Here is a 17,257-nt window from a genome sequence, read left to right as displayed (position 1 = left end):
TCGTCCAGGATCATGTTCGGCGTGCCGCCGTCACCCCAGGTCGCGGTCTTCAGAACGTACTCCCAGTACTCCTCCAGCGTCTCGCCCTTGATGGCGAAGACGGGCGTGCCGGTCGCGGCGATCGCGGCGGCGGCGTGGTCCTGGGTCGAGAAGATGTTGCAGGAGGACCAGCGCACATCGGCGCCGAGTTCCTTCAGCGTCTCGATCAGCACGGCGGTCTGGATGGTCATGTGCAGGCAGCCGGCGATGCGCGCGCCCTTGAGCGGGGCCTTGCCCTTGTACTCCTCGCGGATCGCCATCAGGCCCGGCATCTCGTCCTGGGCCATGTTGATTTCCTTGCGGCCGTAATCCGCAAGCGCGATGTCCTTGACGATGTAGTCCGACACGAGGGCTCTCCGCTTGATGTCTCGAATGGTGGCGCGTCTGTAGCAGGCCGGGCCCGCCCGCGCAATCAAAGATATAAAGATGTCTTTATATCTCCTGAACGGCAGGAGGAGAGTCGCTGCTATCCCTTGCAGCCGAAAGGCGGGAAGGTACTGGCCATGCCGGCATTCATCGCGACGATGACCATCCGGTTTGCCATCTCCAGCTCCTGGGCCGAGCGGGCGCAGACATCGTGCGCGCCGGTGCAGCCGGAGGCGAGGAAGGCCTCGTGTCGGGCGAGAAAGGGCTGGCCGAGCCCGGCCCTGCCGAAGCGCTTGAGGGCCTCGTCCCAGCCCTTGCGATAGCGGAGGCATTTTTCCTCCACCCAGCTGCGCTTGGCCGGCGGCGGGATCGGCTGGGCCGAGGCGACGCAAGCAGCGAGGGTCAGCGCCGAGGCGAGCCCGGCCATCGCGATGGAAGAGCGCTTCATGCTTGAGAAACCTTCTGGGATCGCGTCCTCGCGGCAGTGAACCAGCGGGGTCAGAACCAACCGTTTCGCAGCCGACGCAGTGACAAGCGCCCGCTCAGTAATAGTATGAAAAAACGTAGGATCAGGATCAGTCCGACCCCACCAGCAACCATCTCGAGGATGTCACCGGCCGCCGCCATCCCCGTCTACTCGCCCTCGCCGAAGCGATCGGCGATCAGCGCTCCCAGCGCGTCGAGCGCTTCGGCGGCGTCCGGGCCGGCGGCGATGATCGTGACGGTGGAGCCGATGCCGGCACCCAGGGTGAGGACGCCCATGATCGAGGTGGCACCGACCGTCTCGCCGCAGCGGCTGACCGTGATCTCGGATTCGAAGCGGGCGGCGCATTGCACGAATTTGGCGGTGGCGCGGGCGTGCAGGCCCTTCTTGTTGACGATCTCGAACTGGCGGTGAAGGGCGCCCGGGGGGATTTCGGTCTCGGGGCAGCCGCAGTCTTCCTCCATGCCGATCGCCCTTTCCATGCCCGTGCCGGCTTTCCCTGTTTACTTCCCGGCCAGGACGCGGCTGGCGACGGTGATGTATTTGCGCCCCGCATCCTGTGCGGCAGTGACCGCATCGTCGAGACTCTTGTCCTCGCGCACGCTGGCGAGCTTGATCAGCATCGGCAGGTTGACGCCGGCGACGACGTCGACGCGGCCCGGCTCCATCACCGAGATCGCGAGATTGGAGGGCGTGCCGCCGAACATGTCGGTAAGGATCACGACGCCGCGGCCGCTCTCGACCGTCTCGACCGCCGCGATGATGTCGCGCCGGCGGCTCTCCATATCGTCATCGGGTGCGATGGCGATGGTGGCGAGATTGGCCTGGGGGCCGACGACATGTTCCAGGGCGGCGCGGAACTCCGTCGCCAGATGCCCATGAGTCACGAGGACCAGTCCGATCATTCAATCCATCACCGGAGAGCGCGCAAGCGGCGCCCGGACAAGGTGGCGGTTTATGCGGCACCTGCGAGACAATCGCAAGCGGATCGCAGGAGAAGATGTCGAGAAAACGGCCGGTCAACCGGTTTGGGTGAACAAGGCCAGCGCCGCCAGCACCAGCCTTTCGTCGCCGGCACGGCCCGCGACGCGAAGGCGCGGCAGATCGACCCCGCAGAGCGCATCGACGAGATCCTCCGGCTCGGGCATGCGGGCCGGCTCCTCGCCGATGAGATCGACGATGAGCCGCAGCACCACCGCCGGCGTCGCCGGCTCGGGCGTGAGGCCGAGGCCGCGCCTCTCGACCAGCCCTGCCAGCGGCGCAACGGGGCGGGCGACGAGCCGTCCGCCACGCTCCGCCAGTTCGACCCGATCATCGCCGACCAGCCGGGCGAACTGGCCGCTGTGACAGGCCAGGGCGACCAGCGCCAGAGCGAGCACGGATTTGCCGCTGCCGGAGGCGCCGCGGATCAGGATGCCGGCCTCGCCGACCGCGAGCGCGGTGGCGTGGACGCGCTGGCCGGAGGGCGGCTGCGCGAGAGCCTCAGGACGCATGGCGATGGGCCGCCGGCAGGCGCACGATGAAGCGCGCGCCGAGACGCGGCGCTTCGCCATCGGGCCCCTCCGGCCCGAGACGGTTCTCGGCGCGGATGGAGCCGCGATGGGCCTCGACGATCTGACGGGAGATCGAGAGGCCGAGGCCCGAATTCTGGCCGAAACCCTCATTGGGCCGGTCGGTGTAGAAGCGCTCGAAGACACGCTCCAGTGCGTGCGGCTCGATGCCCGGCCCCTCATCCTCCACCGTCACCAGCACGTCGTTGGCCACGCGCGAGAGCGTCACCCTCACCGGCTTGTCGGGCGGGGAGAAGGAACGGGCGTTGTCGATGAGGTTCACCATCACCTGGCCGAGGCGGGAATCGTGGCCGAGCACGGAAAAGGCGTCGTCGCCGAGCTTCTGACTGCGGCGGTCGGCGCTGAGTTCGATCCGTGCCTGACCCTCCCGGCGGGTCTCGTTCTGGATGGTGACGACCGCCTCCAGCACCTGCGCCACGTCGACGGGGCCGGAATCGTTGCGCGCCAGCTCGGCATCGAGACGCGAGGCGTCGGAGATGTCCGAGATCAGCCGGTCGAGCCGGCGCACATCGTGCTGGATCACCGCCATCAGGCGCTCGCGGGACTCCTCGTTGCGGGCCCGGGGCAGCGTCTCCACGGCGCTGCGCAGCGAGGTCAGCGGGTTCTTCAGCTCATGGGCCACATCGGCGGCGAAGCTCTCGATCGCCTCGATCCGGCTGTAGAGCGCCTTGGTCATGTCCCGCAGCGAGCCGGAGAGATGGCCGATCTCGTCGTGGCGGGCGCTGAAATCGGGGATCTGCTCGCGGGATTTGACGCCGCGGCGCACGCGCTGGGCCGCATCGGCCAGCTTGCGGATCGGCTCGGCGATGGTGCCGGCGAGCAGGACCGACAGCACGATCATCACCGCCGCGGCGACGGCGAAGACCTGGAGGATCGCGAAGCGCTCGGAAGCGATGACGGCGTCGATGTCGCCGCCCTGCGTCGACAACAGCAGCGCGCCCTTGATCGCCCGGAAGCGCTGCACCGGCACCGCGACCGAGACGATGGTCTGACCGCGGGTGTTGACGCGCACGACGCTGGCCGGCGTCCCGGCGAGGGCGCGCGCCACCTCGGGATAGGATTTGCCGTTGGCGTTCTCGAAATCGTCATAGGCCGGCACGTCGGCACGGCCGAGCTTGTTGCGCAGCATGTTCCAGGTGCGCTCGAGCAAGGGCGGCTCGTCCGGCTCGCCGACGCGGGGCAGGTCGAGCCGCAGCACCTCCCCGCGCGAATAGAGGCTCCGCGAGTCGATCGTCAGCATCCCGTCCTTGTCATAGACGCGGGCGCGGGTCTTGGTCGGCGTCACCAGCCTGCGCAGCAGCGGGGCGACCTTTTCCGGGTTGATCGAGAAGTCGAGCGGATCCTCGGCGATGCCGGCGCTCTCGCCCGCCTGCATCTGCAGCAGCTTGTCGGGATCGATGGTGATGGCGTCGGTATCGACCGTGGCCGAGGCGGCGATGGCACCGGCGATGATCTCGCCCTGGGTCAGCAGGCTCTGGACGCGGGCCTCGATCAGGCCTTCGCGAAACTGGTTGAGATAGAGAAACCCGACCAGCAGGGCGCACAGGCCGCCGAGATTGAGCACGAGGATGCGCCGGGTGAGACTGGAGGCGGCGCGCGAGGAGATGGCGCGCGCCAGGCGGCGCCCTGCCAGCCCGACACGCCGGCCGAGGCCTGCGCCCCAGCGCGCCCCGGTCCTCGCCGGGGCGGTGTCCTCGTCGATCGTTGCCATGGCGCGCGACCGTGCCCCGTCCCCGCGAGCCCTCGAAGAGACCCGCGCCCTCTACCTACCGGCCGCTTACGCTTCCTTGAAGCGGTAGCCGACGCCGTAGAGCGTCTCGATCATGTCGAATTCGGCATCGACCTGGTTGAACTTCTTGCGCAGGCGCTTGATGTGGCTGTCGATGGTGCGGTCATCGACATAGACCTCGTCGTCATAGGCGGCGTCCATCAGCGCGTTGCGGCTCTTGACCACGCCGGGGCGCTGCGCCAGCGACTGGAGGATCAGGAATTCGGTCACCGTCAGCGTCACCGGCTCGCCCTTCCAGGTGCAGGTGTGGCGCTCGGGATCCATGCGCAGCAGCCCCCGCTCCAGTGCCTTGGCATCCTCGGCGCGGGTGGTGGCGGTGGCGTCCTTCGCGCCGGCGCGGCGCAGAATCGCCTTCACACGTTCGACCAACAGGCGTTGCGAGAACGGTTTGCGGATGAAATCGTCGGCGCCCATCTTCAGGCCGAACAATTCGTCGATCTCCTCGTCCTTCGAGGTCAGGAAGATGACAGGCAGGTCGGATTTCTGGCGCAGCCGGCGCAGCAGCTCCATGCCGTCCATGCGCGGCATCTTGATGTCGAAGATCGCGAGGTCAGGCGGGTTCTGCTTGAGACCGTCCAGGGCCGAGGCGCCATCCGTGTAGGTCATGATCCGGTAGCCCTCCGCCTCGAGGGCGATCGACACGGAGGTCAGGATGTTGCGGTCGTCGTCGACCAGCGCAATCGTCGGCATCAGGATGGTATCTCTTGTTCTTGCGGCAATGAATTGTGTCCACTCCCCTGCGAGAGCGGCCAAAGCATGGCAGCAATCTAGCGAGGAATGGACGGATTCGCTATGGCTGAACGCCTCGCGGCCGGAACGGTTCGCCGGCGAAGCCGTTTCGACCCGCCCGGGAGCGGCCCCAGCATGACGCAGACCGAGGCGCAAGGCGCCATCACCCCCCGCGGGCTGGAGCTGTGCGGCACCCCCCCGGCGGATTTTGACGCGGTCGCGATGGCGCGCCAGGTGCTGCGCACAGCCCGCATCGCGACGCTCGCCACGCTCGATCCGCAGAGCGGTTTTCCGCTCGCGACGATGATCACCGTCGCCACCGATGTCGACGGAAGTCCGCTCTTTCTCGCCTCGCAGCTGTCGCTGCACACCCGCAATATGGAGGCGGATTCCCGCGTTTCCCTCCTGCTGTCCTCGCTGGGCAGGGGAGATCCGCTGGCGGCCTCGGCCCGGCTCTCCGTCGTCGGGCGGGCCGAGCCCTGCGCGGATGCCAATGCCCGGCGGCGTTTTCTGTCGCGCCAGCCGAAGGCGAGGCTCTATGCGGATTTTGCCGATTTTTCGCTATATCGGGTGAGCGTACTGGGGCTGCACCCCAATGGCGGCTTCGCCCGAGCCGGCGCGATCGCTCCCGAACAGGTGCTGATCGATCTCTCCGGCTGCGACGCGCTGATCGCGGCGGAGGAGGCGACGCTGGCCCGGCTCAACGGCGAGCGCAGCGCCGCGCTGGAAGCCTGTGCGACCGGGTTGCTCGGACTGCCGGCAGGGCGCTGGAGCGCGACGGGGCTCGATCCGGAAGGTCTCGACCTGATCGCGGGGGAAGAGGCGGCCAGGCTTTCGTTTCCAGGGCGCGTCACCGCGCCGGACCAGCTCGACGAGGCGCTGCGAAGGCTCGCCGCGCAGGCCTGAGCGCAAGGGCGCCACGTCATGCGCGCAGCCTCGGCCGGTGCGCGCAGAACCCGCCTGCGAGGCCCGCCGACCTAAAACGATTTAACCCCAACGCGACCGTTTTTTGTCTTTTCAATGACTTGAGCCGAACCGCCGCACGCCCTAAAGACCCGCTCAGCCAATGATCGCGCGCGAGCGCCGATGAGCGGCATGCGTGTCCGTCACGACATCCGGCCCGTTTCGGGAGGGGCCGGGATCCGGAGGTTACCCGTGAAGAATATCGGTCAGTACAATCTCGCCCAGGGCGCGGAGAGCTTCGGCTTCGGCGAGCTTTCGGCCGTTTACTGGAACCTCGAGGCCCCGCAGCTCTACGAGGAGTCGCTGCGCCGCGGCGAGTCCGAGCTGGCGCGCGGCGGCGCGCTCTGCGCCGATACCGGCACCCATACCGGCCGCTCGCCCAAGGACAAGTTCACCGTCCGTGACGCCCTGACCGAGAACACTGTCTGGTGGGACAACAACAATGCCATGAAGCCGGAGCAGTTCGAGACGCTGCTGGCCGATTTCATCGCCCATGCCCGCGGCAAGGAGCTGTTCGCGCAGGACCTCTATGGCGGGGCCGACCCGTCCCATCGCGTCAAGGCTCGCGTCTTCACCGAGTTGGCCTGGCACTCGCTGTTCATCCGCAATCTGCTGATCCGGCCCGAGCGCGGCGAGATCGAGGCCTATGTGCCGGAGATGACGATCGTCGATCTGCCAAGCTTCAAGGCGGATCCCGCCCGCCATGGCTGCCGCAGCGAGACCGTCGTCGCCATCGATTTCACCCGCAAGATCGTGCTGATCGGCGGCTCGGCCTATGCCGGCGAGATGAAGAAGTCGGTTTTCACCTATCTCAACTACGTGCTGCCGACCAAGGGCGTGGTGCCGATGCACTGCTCGGCCAATGTCGGCCCCGATGACGACTCCGCGATTTTCTTCGGCCTGTCGGGCACCGGCAAGACCACGCTCTCGGCCGACCCGCAGCGCACGCTGATCGGCGATGACGAACATGGCTGGTCGAAAGAAGGCATCTTCAATTTCGAGGGTGGCTGCTACGCCAAGACGATCCGCCTCTCGGCCGAGGCCGAGCCGCAGATCCATGCCGCCTCGCTGCGCTTCGGCACCGTGCTCGAGAATACGGTGATGGATCCGATCACGCGCGTGGTCGATTTCGACGACGAGACCAAGACCGAGAACACCCGCTCGGCCTATCCGCTCGATTTCATCCCCAACGCCTCGCGCACCGGCCGCGCCGGCATCCCGAAGAACATCGTGATGCTCACCGCCGACGCCTTCGGCGTGATGCCGCCGATCGCCAAGCTGACCCCGGCCGAGGCGATGTATCACTTCCTCTCGGGCTACACCGCCAAGGTCGCGGGCACCGAGCGCGGGCTGACCGGCGTGCAGCCGGAATTCTCGACCTGCTTCGGCTCGCCCTTCCTGCCGCGCCACCCGTCGGAATACGCCAATCTGCTGCGCGACTTCATCGCCAAGCACCATGTCGATTGCTGGCTGGTGAACACGGGCTGGACCGGCGGCATCTATGGCGTCGGCCGGCGCATGCCGATCCGCGTCACCCGGCGCCTGCTCTCGGCCGCGCTGGACGGCTCGCTCAACCGCGCCGATTTCCGCCGGGATCCCTATTTCGGTTTCGCCGTTCCCACTTCGGTGCCGGGCGTCGAGCCGCACATCCTCTACCCGGTCAAGACCTGGGCGGATAAAGCCGCCTTCGCCGAGACCGCCAAGAACCTGACAGAGATGTTCGCCAAGAACTTCGCCAAGTTCGAGGCCCATGTCGACGAGGACGTGAAGGCCGCGGCGCCGTCGAGTTCCCTCGCCGCCTGAGGCACTCACGCCGAAAATTCATGCTAGGAGAGGCGGCGATGAGCCGCCTCTTTTTCATTGTGCTGAAGCTTCTTCTCGCCCTTCTGCTCCTCGGCGCCATGCTCTGGGGGGCGGGCTTGCTGTATTTTCGCCTCCCCGGCGCGCTGGGAACGATCGCAGCCCTCGGGTTCGGTGTGGCCGGCCTTGCCGGGTTCGCGGGGCTCTGGACGCAGGAAGCGCGGCTGCCGCTCGGCTTCGCCGTGCTGTTCCTCTCGCTGCTCGGCTGGTGGGCCGGCATGAAGCCCTCGCATCAGCGCGACTGGATTCCCGAACTCGCCCATCTGCCGACGATCTCGCGCGAGGGCGATGTCCTGACCGTCTCGAACCTGCGGAATTTCCGCTGGCGCAGCGACGAGGATTACGACCCCCGCTGGGAAACCCGCCGCTACGATCTCAGCCGGATCAAGGGCATCGACATCGTGCTCTCGCACTGGACGGGCGAGGCGATCGCCCATCTGCTCGTCTCCTTCCCCTTCGCCGACCAGCCCCCGCTGACCTTCTCGGTCGAGATCCGGCGTGAGAAAGGGGAGGAGTATTCGGCGCTCGCCGGCTTCTTCCGCAGCTATGAGATGATCACCGTCGCCGCCGATGAGCGCGACGTCATCGGCGTGCGCACCCATGCCCGCCACGAGGATGCCCGGCTCTACCGGCTGGCGGCGACGCCCGCACAAGCCCGCGAATTGCTGCTGGCCTATGCGGCCGATATCGACAAGCTGGCGCTGAAGCCGCGCTGGTACAACACGCTGACCACCAATTGCACGACCATGGTGTTCAAGCTGGTGCGCCGGCTGGCGCCGCATTGGGCCTTCTCGGTGCCGCTGGATCCGCGCGTGGTCCTGTCCGGCTATCTGCCCGGCTATCTCCAGCAGATCGGCGCGCTGAGGCAGGACATTCCGCTCGCCGAACTGACGCGGCTGGCGCGCATCAGCGACCGGGCCCGTACGCTCTCGCCGGACGATCCCGACTTCTCCGCGAAGATCCGGGAGGGCGTGCCAAGCGGACGGCCATAGCATCTGCCGGCACTGCGAGGCGCTCGACGCCGAAGTCATCCAGGAGGACTGGGTTAGGGGATCAGCCACGTCTCCCCGGATGGCTTCGCTGCGCTCGCAATGACGGACAGCAACCCGCTCGTTGGACGCTATCGGAAGAACAGCAGCGTCTGCACCACGAAGAGCGGGATCAGGATGCCGCCGGACCAGAGCATGTAGCCGAAGAAGCTCGGCATCTTCACCTTCCGATCCTTGGCGATGGCGTAGACCATGAAGTTGGGCGCATTGCCGATATAGGTGTTGGCGCCCATGAAGACCGCGCCCGCCGAGATCGCCGCCAGCGTCAGGGCGCCGCTCGTCATCAGCTCCCTGGCGTTGCCGCCCGCCAGCTCGAAGAAGACGAGATAGGTCGGGGCATTGTCGAGGAAGGAGGACAGGATGCCGGTCAGCCAGAAATAGGCGACGGTGTCGCGGCTGCCATCGGCATGGTTCACCAGCGCGACCAGCGGCGCGAAGGCGCCGTCGCGCCCGGCCTGCAGCATCGCCAGCACCGGGATGATGCAGACGAATATGCCGGCGAAGAGCTTGGCGACCTCCTGGATCGGGCCCCAGGAGAATTCGTTTCCGGCGCGCACGGGCCTCGGCGTCAGCCAGAGCGAGATGCCGGCGAGCCCGAGCAGGATGAGGTCGCGGGCGAGGTTCTGCCCTTCGACCGCGACGCCATGGATCGTGAAGGCGACGCCCGGCTTCCAGTTGGCCGAGAGCAGGATCGCGCCGATGACGCCCGCCAGCAGCGGCAGATTGACCTTGCCCCAAAGCTTCAGATCGCGGTCCGGCGTCGGGTCCTTGAGCTTCGGCAGCCTGTTGTCGCGGCGATAGAGAACGCTGTCGATGACGTAGAACAGCGCCAGCAGGACGGCGACGGCAAAGCCGGTCTCCGGCAACAGGTTGCGCGCGGTCCAGAAGAAATCGACCCCGCGCAGGAAGCCGAGGAAGAGCGGCGGATCGCCCAGCGGCGTCAGCGAGCCGCCGATATTCGAGACCAGGAAGATGAAGAACACCACGACATGGACATTGTGGCGCCGGTCGTCATTGGCGCGCAGCAGCGGGCGGATCATGATCATCGAGGCGCCGGTGGTGCCGACCACGCTCGCCATCGCCGTGCCGATCGCCAGGATCGCGGTGTTGACCGCCGGCGAGCCATGCAGGTTGCCGCTGATCAGGATGCCGCCGGCGATGGTGAAGAGCGCGAAGAGCAGGATGATGAAGGGCAGGTATTCGAGCAGCGCGGTGTGCAGCAGCACGCCCAGCGAAGCCTCGGCGCCCCGGAACAGAAACAGCGGCACCAGCACCAGCAGCGCCCAGAAGGCGGCGAACTTGCCGTAATGATGCTCCCACAGCCGGTGGAACAGGATCGGCCCCAGCGCGATGGAGAGCAGCATCCCGGCGAAGGGCACGGCCCAGAGCGGCCCGAGGCTCGCCCCGCCGATATCGCCGGCAGCGAAGGCGGGAGTGGCCGGGAGGAGGACCGGCGCACCGATTGCAAGAGCGAGCGCCCGCTTCATCGCAGCCCTCGCCTCAGGGCTTGGGCGCGTCGAAGGTCGGCGGTGCGTTGAGATCGAAGCCGCCGATCCCGCCGATGCCCGGCACCTGGATCTGCTCGAACTGCTTGTCGATCGCCTTCTGGTCGAGCTGGATGGCCGATGCCTTGTAGTGCATCACCATGCTCGGGAAGATCACGACGAGCGCCACCATGATCAGCTGGATCACCACGAAGGGCACCGCGCCCCAGTAGATCTGGCCGGTGGTGACCGGCTCCATCATCCGGCCGGTGACGCGATCGCGATAGGGGTTCTTCGGTGCGACCGAACGCAGGAAGAACAGCGCGAAGCCGAAGGGCGGGTGCATGAACGAGGTCTGCATGTTCACGCCCAGGATCACACCGAACCAGATCAGGTCGATGCCGAGCTTCTCCGCGGCGGGCCCGAGCAACGGCACGATGATGAAGGCCAGCTCGAAGAAGTCGAGGAAGAAGGCCAGCAGGAAGACCATCACGTTGACGACGATCAGGAAGCCTGTCGCGCCGCCCGGCAGGCCGACCAGCAGGTGCTCGACCCAGAGATGGCCGTTGACGCCGTAGAAGGTCAGCGAGAACACGCGCGCGCCGACCAGGATGAAGAGCACGAAGGCCGAGAGCTTTGCGGTGGATTCAACCGCCTGCTTCAGCAGATCGAAGGTCATGCGCCGCTTGCCCAGCGCCAGCAGGATGGCGCCGGCGGCGCCCATCGCGCCGCCTTCGGTCGGTGTCGCGACGCCGATGAAGATCGTGCCCAGCACCAGGAAGATGAGGGCGAGCGGCGGCACCATGACGAAGATGACCTGCTCGGCCATGCGCGAAAGCAGGTTGAGCCGCAGCAGCTTGTTGACCAGCGCAATGACGAAGGAAACGCCCACCGCGATCGACATCGTCAGCACCACGAAGTCGGAGCCGGCGGTGACCTTGGTGAACATCTTCATATAGGCGTAGGCGACCGCGAAGGCGATGACCGTCACCACCAGCAGCGAGAAGCGTCGCGTCTGGCCGTCGGCGTCGCGCAGGGTCTGCGCCTCGGGCGGCAGGCCGGGCGCGCGCGAGGGCGCGATCAGGGTGATCAGGAAGACATATCCGGCATACATCGCGGAGAGCACGAGGCCGGGGATGAAGGCGCCCTCATACATGTCGCCGACCGAGCGGCCGAGCTGATCGGCCAGGACGATGAGCACGAGCGAGGGCGGGATGATCTGCGCCAGCGTGCCCGAGGCCGCGATGACACCCGAGGCAAGGCGCCGGTCATAGCCGTAGCGCAGCATGATCGGCAGCGAGATCAGGCCCATGGAGATCACGGAGGCGGCGACGACGCCGGTCGTCGCTGCGAGCAGCGCGCCGACGAAGATGACGGCATAGGCAAGGCCGCCGCGCACCGGGCCGAAGAGCTGGCCGATGGTGTCGAGCAGGTCCTCGGCCATGCCGGAGCGCTCGAGGATGAGGCCCATGAAGGTGAAGAACGGGATGGCCAGCAGCACGTCGTTGTTCATCGTGCCGTAGATGCGTTCCGGCAGCGCCTGCAGGAAGTTCTCCTGGAACAGGCCGAGCTCGATGCCGATGATCGCGAAGAGCAGTCCGTTGGCGGCCAGCGCGAACGCGACCGGGTAGCCCAGCAGCAGGAACACCACGAGCGTGGCGAACATCACCGGCGCCATGTTGACGCGCAGGAAGTCCCCGATGCCGCCGCCCGCCGCGAAGGCGTCGCCCGTGTGCAGGCTGAAGAAGGCGAGCAGGGACAGCGTGACGAGGAGCGCGGCGGCGCGCGAGAGGCGAAGCAGGGTCATGGCGTGGTTCCGGTCGTCTCGCGGGCGGCTCAAGAAGCCAGGCCCTGCTGCTTGGCCTGGTCGAGAAGGCGCTGGGCTTCCGCCTCGGCGGCGGCGGCATGTCCGGCCGCGGCCTCCTGATCCTCCAGATAGCCGCGCATGATCGCGACCTGCTTGATGATCTCGGAGATGCCCTGGACCGTCAGCATCACGAAACCGACGACCACCAGCCCCTTGGCCGGCCATTGCGGCAGGCCGCCGGCCGAGAGCGACTGCTCGTTGATGGCGTAGGAGCGCATGAAGAAGGGCCAGGAGTGATAGACGATCAGCACGCAGAACGGCATCAGGAAGAAGATGTGGCCGAGCAGCTCGATCCACTGACGCACGCGCCGGGGCAACGTCGCGTTCACGATGTCGATGCGGATGTGCTCCTTCACCTGCATCGTCCAGGAGGCGCACATCAGGAAGACGGCGCCGAACAGCATCCATTGCAGTTCGAGCCAGGCATTGGACGAGACGTTGAAGACCTTGCGAACGATCGCGTTGACCGTCGCGACGATGACCGCCGCCAGGATCAGCCAGGCGACCTTCTTGCCGATCTGCCGGTTGACCATATCGATGACGCGGCTGACCGCCAGGAGACCCTGCACCTCTTCGCTCCCCTCACGTCGCGCCCTGGCCGGGTCATGCCCCCGAGGCCTACCGCCCATGCGCCAATTATGAAGTGGAGCGGTATCGGATAGGTCCGGGCCACGCAAGCCGGGGGCCGCCTTATCCATTAGACGAAAGCCTTAAGCGCCTGCGCTGCCCAGGCGGCGCCGGGCCAACTGCAGCCTCAGAGAATTTTCGTTATGTTCACATTCAGGAATCGCGAATAAACTTCTCCAGGTCGCCTGTTCCGGCGACGGCCGATTCGAGCCCTCGCCGAGCCCGCCCATGTGCCGCTTCCTCGCCTATTCCGGCCTGCCCGTCTTCCTCGAGGACTTCGTCGCCTCGCCCTGCCATTCGCTGATCCATCAGTCGCTCCATGCCGAGGAGGCGAAGACCGGCACCAATGGCGACGGCTTCGGCATCGGCTGGTATGGCGAGCGGCCGGAGCCGGGGCAGTATCGGGAGGTCAGGCCCGCCTGGTCGGACGAGAACCTGCTCTCGATCGCGCGGCAGGTGCGCTCGCATCTGTTCTTCGCGCATGTGCGCGCCGCCACCGGCACGGCGACGACACGGGCCAATTGTCACCCCTTCGTCCATGGCCGCTACCTGTTCATGCATAACGGCCAGATCGGCGGTTATTCGACGATCCGCCGCCGGCTGGAGGCGCTGATCCCCGATGCGCTCTATGGCGCGCGCGCCGGCAGCACCGATTCCGAGGCACTGTTCCTGCTGGCTCTGGCGCATCTGGAGGAGGGCATGGCGCCCGGCGCTGCGCTGGCAGCCGCGCTCGGCGATGCGCTCCGGCTGATGGCGCAGGCCGGAATCACCGAGCCGTTGCGCTGCGCCGCCGCGCTCGCCGATGGCGAGGCGATCCACGCCGTGCGCTGGTCATCCGACGCCCGGCCGCCGAGCCTCTATGTCTGCCAGAAGCCCGACAGCATCGTCGTGGCTTCCGAGCCCGTCGATGCCGCGCGCGAATGCTGGCAGGCCCTGCCCTGCAACACGCTGGCGACGATCAACGGCGGCACCGTGAGCTTTTCGCCGCTGGAAACGTCCTTGCAGCAGGCGGCCTGACGCCGGCCGCCACCGCGACGTCCGACACGAAAGATCTCCGGCTGAAATCGAGATCATTTCCAAGTAATCGTTGCGCTTCCTTTAATTTACGATCATTCCAAACTAGGCGAATTCTGTTGACGCGCCTGAATGCGCTGCCTAGTCACACGGGCCGCGGCGCCGCGAAATCTCTGCACGCGGCGCAAGGATGGCTGCCGTGCTGGTCCCATTTCTCATCATGCTGCGCGAAGGTCTCGAGGCCGCGCTGATCGTCGGCATCGTGGCGAGCTACCTCGTGCGCAGCGCGAGGAGGGAATGGCTGCCGGCGCTCTGGGTCGGCGTCGGCCTCGCCTGCGCCGCCAGCCTTCTGGCCGGGGCCGCGCTCAGCCTGTTCGTCGGCGAGCTGCCGCAGCGAGGGCAGGAGCTGTTCGAGGCGGCGATCGGCTTGGTGGCGGCGGCGATGCTCACCTCCATGGTGTTCTGGATGCGCAAGGCGGCGCGCTCGATCAAGGGCGAGTTGCAGGCCGGAGTCGATTCCGCGCTGGAGGGCCCCCATCAGGGCCTCGCTCTGGTCGGCCTCGCCTTCCTGGCGGTGGCGCGCGAGGGGCTGGAATCCGTGTTCTTCCTGCTCGCCGTGCTGCAGCAGGCGAACGGCGCGGGGCCGATGCTGGGGGCCGGGCTCGGTCTGCTCGTGGCGAGCGGCATCGGCTACGCCATCTATGCGCTCGGCGTGAAGCTCGATCTGCGCGCCTTCTTCCGCTGGACGGGCGTGCTGATCCTCTTCGTCGCGGCGGGGCTTCTGGCCAATGCGGTGCGCTCGCTGCACGAGGCCGGGCTGTGGAACCATCTGCAGCAGCCCGTCTACGATCTCAGTGCCGTGCTGCCGGCCGACGGCGCGCTCGGTGCGCTGCTTTCGGGGTTCTTCGGCTATCAGGAGCGGGCGACGCTCGGCGAGGCGGCGGCCTATCTCGCCTTCCTGCTGCCGATGCTGGTGCTGTTCCTGCGCGGCGCCCCCGCATCCGCCGTGGCGGGCAGGGCCGGCGCAGGTCAGGCCCTGCCGGTTCGGGATTCCAGGCGCCGCGCGCCGGCGCTTCGGCTCACCGGCGCCGCGACCTTGCTGCTGGTCCTCGGGGGCCTCGGCGCCTTCGTCTATGCCGCAACCACCCGTCAGCCAGCCACGGGCTCCGGCGACATCGCCATCGCGATCACCGAGCGCAGCTGCGATCCGGCGGTGCTGACCATTCCCGCCGGCAAGGCCAGCTTTCTCGTCAGCAATCGCGGCGAGCGGGTGCTGGAATGGGAGATTCTCGACGGCGTGATGGTGCTGGAGGAGCGCGAGAACATCGCGCCGGGCCAATCGCGCCGGCTGACGACGCAACTTCGCCCGGGTCGCTACGACATCACCTGCGGCCTGCCCAGCGCGCCCCATGGCCGGCTGATCGTCGAGGCGGCCGCCGATGCGCCGGCGCAGCGTCTCACCCTGATGGATCTGGTCGGCCCCGCCGCCGAATACCGCGCCATGCTCAGCGAGCGGGCCGCCGCTCTGGCGCAGGCGATCGAGATCGCGACGACCGCTTCCGACGAGGCCGGCCGGGCGGAGGCATTGGCGCAGGCGCGCAGCCTGCTGCGGCGGATGGAGCCGGCAGCGGCGGGCGATCCCGCGCTGGCGGAACGTTTCGCGACGCTGGCAGCCCTGCTCGCACCGCCGGCCGCGCCCGAGCGGCTGCGGGCCGCGGCGCACGCGCTCGGCGACGCGCTCGATCAGCGCACCGTGCTGCCAGGCCAGATGCTGGCGGGTGCGGTCACGCTGCTGTCTGCGCCGCAGGACAGCGCCGCCGGCCCCGACGACATCACCGCCGCAGCCGAAATCGCGCGGCTGCTGCTCCCGCTGGCGGAGCGGGTCGCGCCTGATCTGGCAGGCCGCGTGCGGACCGACCTCGCCGCTGCGGCGCGCGAGGCCGAGCCCGGCGGCCGCGCCACCCTCGCCGGCGATCTGGAGGCGATGCGCAAGGCGCTGGCCCTCCCGGGGACGGAGCCGAAATCATGACGCCACGCTGCCCGGGCCGCTCCGGCCCGACCGCCCCCTCCCCCTGTCCCTCCTCCACACCCTCGCGCCGCGCACTATTGACCGGCGGCGCCGCCCTGCTCGGTGGCGCCGGCCTCGCCCAGGCCGCCAGCGAGCCCGTCCGCAACCCCGCCGCCGCCCCGCCGGCCGATTCAGCCAGCGAGCGCCAGCCCTTTTTCGGGCAGCATCAGGCCGGCATCGTGACCCCGCGCCCGGCCACCGGGATGGTCGCCGCCTTCGACGTCACCGCCACGTCGCGCGACGAGCTGGAGCGGCTCTTTCGCATCCTCACGGACCGCATCGGCTTCCTGATGCAGGGCGGCCCCGCGCCCACGGCGCCGGCGGCGTTCCCGCCGCCGGATTCCGGCATTCTCGGGCCCGTGATCGCGCCGGACAACCTCACCGTCACGGTGGCGCTGGGCGCTTCGCTCTTCGACGACCGCTATGGGCTGGCGGCGCTGAAGCCCAGGCGCCTGCAGCGGATGAAGCGCTTCCCCAACGACGCGCTGGACGCATCGCTCTGCCATGGCGACCTGCTGCTGCAGATCTGCTCCAACAGCGCCGACACCAATATCCATGCGCTGCGCGACATCCTGAAGAACGCGCCCGATCTGCTGCTGCTGCGCTGGAAGCAGGAAGGCAGCGTGCCGCCGAGCCCGCCGCAGCCGAAAGCCTCCGCCGGGGAGCCGCCGCCGAGCGCGCGCAACCTCCTCGGTTTTCGCGACGGCACCGCCAATCCCGACGCGGCTGATCCAGCTGCGATGAACGCGCTGGTCTGGGTGAAGCCCGGCTCGGACGAACCAGGCTGGGCCACCGATGGCAGCTATCAGGTGGTGCGGATCATCCGCAATTTCGTCGAGCGCTGGGACCGCACGGCGCTTTCCGAGCAGGAAGAGATCATGGGCCGGCGCAAGGACAGCGGCGCGCCCTTCGGCGGGCAGCGCGAATACGACGTACCGTCCTATGCCGACGATCCGGACGGGCAGCGCACGAAGCTCGACGCGCATATCCGCCTCGCCAATCCGCGCCGCGCCGAGACCGAGGCCAGCCGGATGCTGCGCCGGCCTTTCAACTATTCCAACGGCGTCACCCGCGCCGGTCAGCTCGACATGGGTCTGCTCTTCATCTGCTTCCAGCAGGATCTGGAACGCGCCTTCGTCGCGGTCCAGACGCGGCTGAACGGCGAGCCGCTGGAGGAATACATCAAGCCCGTCGGAGGCGGATATTTCTTCGCCCTGCCCGGCGTGCCAGCCCCCGGCGGCATTCTCGGCGGGACGCTTTTCGCGGCCGCCCGCGCCGCGCAGCCGGCTTCCGCGAGCGGACCCGCCGGGCCCCGCCCCGCTTCGATCCACAGGACAGGAGATTGAA

General features: G+C 67.9%; 16 protein-coding genes and 1 pseudogene. 7 read left to right on the top strand and 10 right to left on the bottom strand.

Annotated elements, in window-relative coordinates:
* The 7 genes from ACOJTB_RS10350 to ACOJTB_RS10320 form a co-directional block, all read right to left on the bottom strand.
* Positions 1-404, bottom strand: a 404-nt coding sequence (locus tag ACOJTB_RS10350) for an adenosylhomocysteinase (RefSeq protein WP_420102442.1), incomplete at its 3' end; no start/stop codon positions are given.
* 101 nt (positions 405-505) lie between these two features.
* Positions 506-853 carry a hypothetical protein gene (locus ACOJTB_RS10345; protein WP_420102437.1) on the bottom strand — a complete coding sequence of 116 codons (348 nt, stop codon included), beginning with the start codon at positions 851-853 and terminating at the stop codon, positions 506-508.
* Positions 854-1,038: 185 nt separating this feature from the next.
* The gene (locus ACOJTB_RS10340; protein ID WP_420102436.1) at positions 1,039-1,353 is read right to left on the bottom strand and encodes an HPr family phosphocarrier protein; all 315 of its coding nucleotides are present in this window, start codon (positions 1,351-1,353) and stop codon (positions 1,039-1,041) included.
* A 39-nt stretch (positions 1,354-1,392) separates the two neighbouring features.
* Complete coding sequence (locus tag ACOJTB_RS10335; RefSeq protein WP_420102435.1) at positions 1,393-1,794, bottom strand: PTS sugar transporter subunit IIA; 402 nt, start codon at positions 1,792-1,794, stop codon at positions 1,393-1,395.
* A 114-nt stretch (positions 1,795-1,908) separates the two neighbouring features.
* Positions 1,909-2,382, bottom strand: coding sequence for an HPr kinase/phosphorylase (locus tag ACOJTB_RS10330; RefSeq protein WP_420102434.1), 474 nt, complete (start codon positions 2,380-2,382; stop codon positions 1,909-1,911).
* A complete protein-coding gene (locus tag ACOJTB_RS10325) occupies positions 2,372-4,171 on the bottom strand; it encodes a stimulus-sensing domain-containing protein (protein ID WP_420102433.1) in 1,800 nt (599 codons plus the stop codon). Before ACOJTB_RS10325 ends, ACOJTB_RS10330 begins: the two co-directional genes overlap by 11 nt.
* A gap of 66 nt (positions 4,172-4,237) precedes the next feature.
* Complete coding sequence (locus ACOJTB_RS10320; RefSeq protein WP_076439815.1) at positions 4,238-4,939, bottom strand: response regulator transcription factor; 702 nt, start codon at positions 4,937-4,939, stop codon at positions 4,238-4,240.
* A 174-nt stretch (positions 4,940-5,113) separates the two neighbouring features.
* Here ACOJTB_RS10320 and ACOJTB_RS10315 point away from each other — a divergent pair, with 174 nt between their 5' ends.
* From ACOJTB_RS10315 to ACOJTB_RS10305, 3 genes are all read left to right on the top strand, one after another.
* Positions 5,114-5,884, top strand: coding sequence for a HugZ family pyridoxamine 5'-phosphate oxidase (locus tag ACOJTB_RS10315; RefSeq protein WP_420102432.1), 771 nt, complete (start codon positions 5,114-5,116; stop codon positions 5,882-5,884).
* A gap of 249 nt (positions 5,885-6,133) precedes the next feature.
* A complete protein-coding gene (locus ACOJTB_RS10310; protein WP_420102431.1) occupies positions 6,134-7,744 on the top strand; it encodes a phosphoenolpyruvate carboxykinase in 1,611 nt (536 codons plus the stop codon).
* A gap of 38 nt (positions 7,745-7,782) precedes the next feature.
* Positions 7,783-8,793, top strand: coding sequence for an Lnb N-terminal periplasmic domain-containing protein (locus ACOJTB_RS10305; RefSeq protein WP_420102430.1), 1,011 nt, complete (start codon positions 7,783-7,785; stop codon positions 8,791-8,793).
* A 128-nt stretch (positions 8,794-8,921) separates the two neighbouring features.
* Here ACOJTB_RS10305 and ACOJTB_RS10300 read toward each other — a convergent pair whose 3' ends face one another.
* From ACOJTB_RS10300 to ACOJTB_RS10290, 3 genes are all read right to left on the bottom strand, one after another.
* Positions 8,922-10,337 (bottom strand): sodium:proton antiporter, encoded by a 1,416-nt coding sequence (locus ACOJTB_RS10300; RefSeq protein ID WP_420102429.1) that lies wholly within the window; start codon positions 10,335-10,337, stop codon positions 8,922-8,924.
* A gap of 13 nt (positions 10,338-10,350) precedes the next feature.
* A complete protein-coding gene (locus ACOJTB_RS10295) occupies positions 10,351-12,012 on the bottom strand; it encodes a TRAP transporter large permease (protein WP_420102441.1) in 1,662 nt (553 codons plus the stop codon).
* A 158-nt stretch (positions 12,013-12,170) separates the two neighbouring features.
* Positions 12,171-12,770 (bottom strand): TRAP transporter small permease subunit, encoded by a 600-nt coding sequence (locus tag ACOJTB_RS10290; RefSeq protein WP_420102428.1) that lies wholly within the window; start codon positions 12,768-12,770, stop codon positions 12,171-12,173.
* Between the two features lie 286 nt (positions 12,771-13,056).
* On the opposite strand from ACOJTB_RS10290, the gene ACOJTB_RS10285 reads away from it, so the two are divergent.
* The 4 genes and pseudogenes from ACOJTB_RS10285 (at position 13,057) to efeB (ending at position 17,256) form a co-directional block, all read left to right on the top strand.
* Entirely contained in the window at positions 13,057-13,845 is a 789-nt protein-coding gene (locus ACOJTB_RS10285) for a class II glutamine amidotransferase (protein ID WP_420102427.1), read from the top strand.
* A gap of 196 nt (positions 13,846-14,041) precedes the next feature.
* A pseudogene (efeU, locus tag ACOJTB_RS10280) lies at positions 14,042-14,860 on the top strand (iron uptake transporter permease EfeU); the annotation flags it as partial.
* A complete protein-coding gene (locus tag ACOJTB_RS10275) occupies positions 14,849-15,871 on the top strand; it encodes a cupredoxin domain-containing protein (RefSeq protein ID WP_420102440.1) in 1,023 nt (340 codons plus the stop codon). The pseudogene efeU and the gene ACOJTB_RS10275, both read left to right, overlap by 12 nt.
* Positions 15,868-17,256 carry an iron uptake transporter deferrochelatase/peroxidase subunit gene (gene efeB / locus ACOJTB_RS10270; RefSeq protein ID WP_420102426.1) on the top strand — a complete coding sequence of 463 codons (1,389 nt, stop codon included), beginning with the start codon at positions 15,868-15,870 and terminating at the stop codon, positions 17,254-17,256. Before ACOJTB_RS10275 ends, efeB begins: the two co-directional genes overlap by 4 nt.
* Position 17,257 lies beyond the last annotated feature (1 nt).

This window comes from Allobosea sp., from assembly GCF_048595345.1.
Classification (GTDB): domain Bacteria; phylum Pseudomonadota; class Alphaproteobacteria; order Rhizobiales; family Beijerinckiaceae; genus Allobosea.
Note: the sequence above shows the minus strand (reverse complement) of the source record. Positions and strands in the feature narration are given on the sequence as shown.

Coding starts and splice junctions, on each gene's coding strand:
- ACOJTB_RS10345 (WP_420102437.1), bottom strand. CDS start 853: ATGAAGCGCTCTTCCATCGCGATGGCCGGGCTCGCCTCGGCGCTGACC.
- ACOJTB_RS10340 (WP_420102436.1), bottom strand. CDS start 1,353: ATGGAGGAAGACTGCGGCTGCCCCGAGACCGAAATCCCCCCGGGCGCC.
- ACOJTB_RS10335 (WP_420102435.1), bottom strand. CDS start 1,794: ATGATCGGACTGGTCCTCGTGACTCATGGGCATCTGGCGACGGAGTTC.
- ACOJTB_RS10330 (WP_420102434.1), bottom strand. CDS start 2,382: ATGCGTCCTGAGGCTCTCGCGCAGCCGCCCTCCGGCCAGCGCGTCCAC.
- ACOJTB_RS10325 (WP_420102433.1), bottom strand. CDS start 4,171: ATGGCAACGATCGACGAGGACACCGCCCCGGCGAGGACCGGGGCGCGC.
- ACOJTB_RS10320 (WP_076439815.1), bottom strand. CDS start 4,939: ATGCCGACGATTGCGCTGGTCGACGACGACCGCAACATCCTGACCTCC.
- ACOJTB_RS10315 (WP_420102432.1), top strand. CDS start 5,114: ATGACGCAGACCGAGGCGCAAGGCGCCATCACCCCCCGCGGGCTGGAG.
- ACOJTB_RS10305 (WP_420102430.1), top strand. CDS start 7,783: ATGAGCCGCCTCTTTTTCATTGTGCTGAAGCTTCTTCTCGCCCTTCTG.
- ACOJTB_RS10300 (WP_420102429.1), bottom strand. CDS start 10,337: ATGAAGCGGGCGCTCGCTCTTGCAATCGGTGCGCCGGTCCTCCTCCCG.
- ACOJTB_RS10295 (WP_420102441.1), bottom strand. CDS start 12,012: ATGGCGCCGGTGATGTTCGCCACGCTCGTGGTGTTCCTGCTGCTGGGC.
- ACOJTB_RS10285 (WP_420102427.1), top strand. CDS start 13,057: ATGTGCCGCTTCCTCGCCTATTCCGGCCTGCCCGTCTTCCTCGAGGAC.
- efeB (WP_420102426.1), top strand. CDS start 15,868: ATGACGCCACGCTGCCCGGGCCGCTCCGGCCCGACCGCCCCCTCCCCC.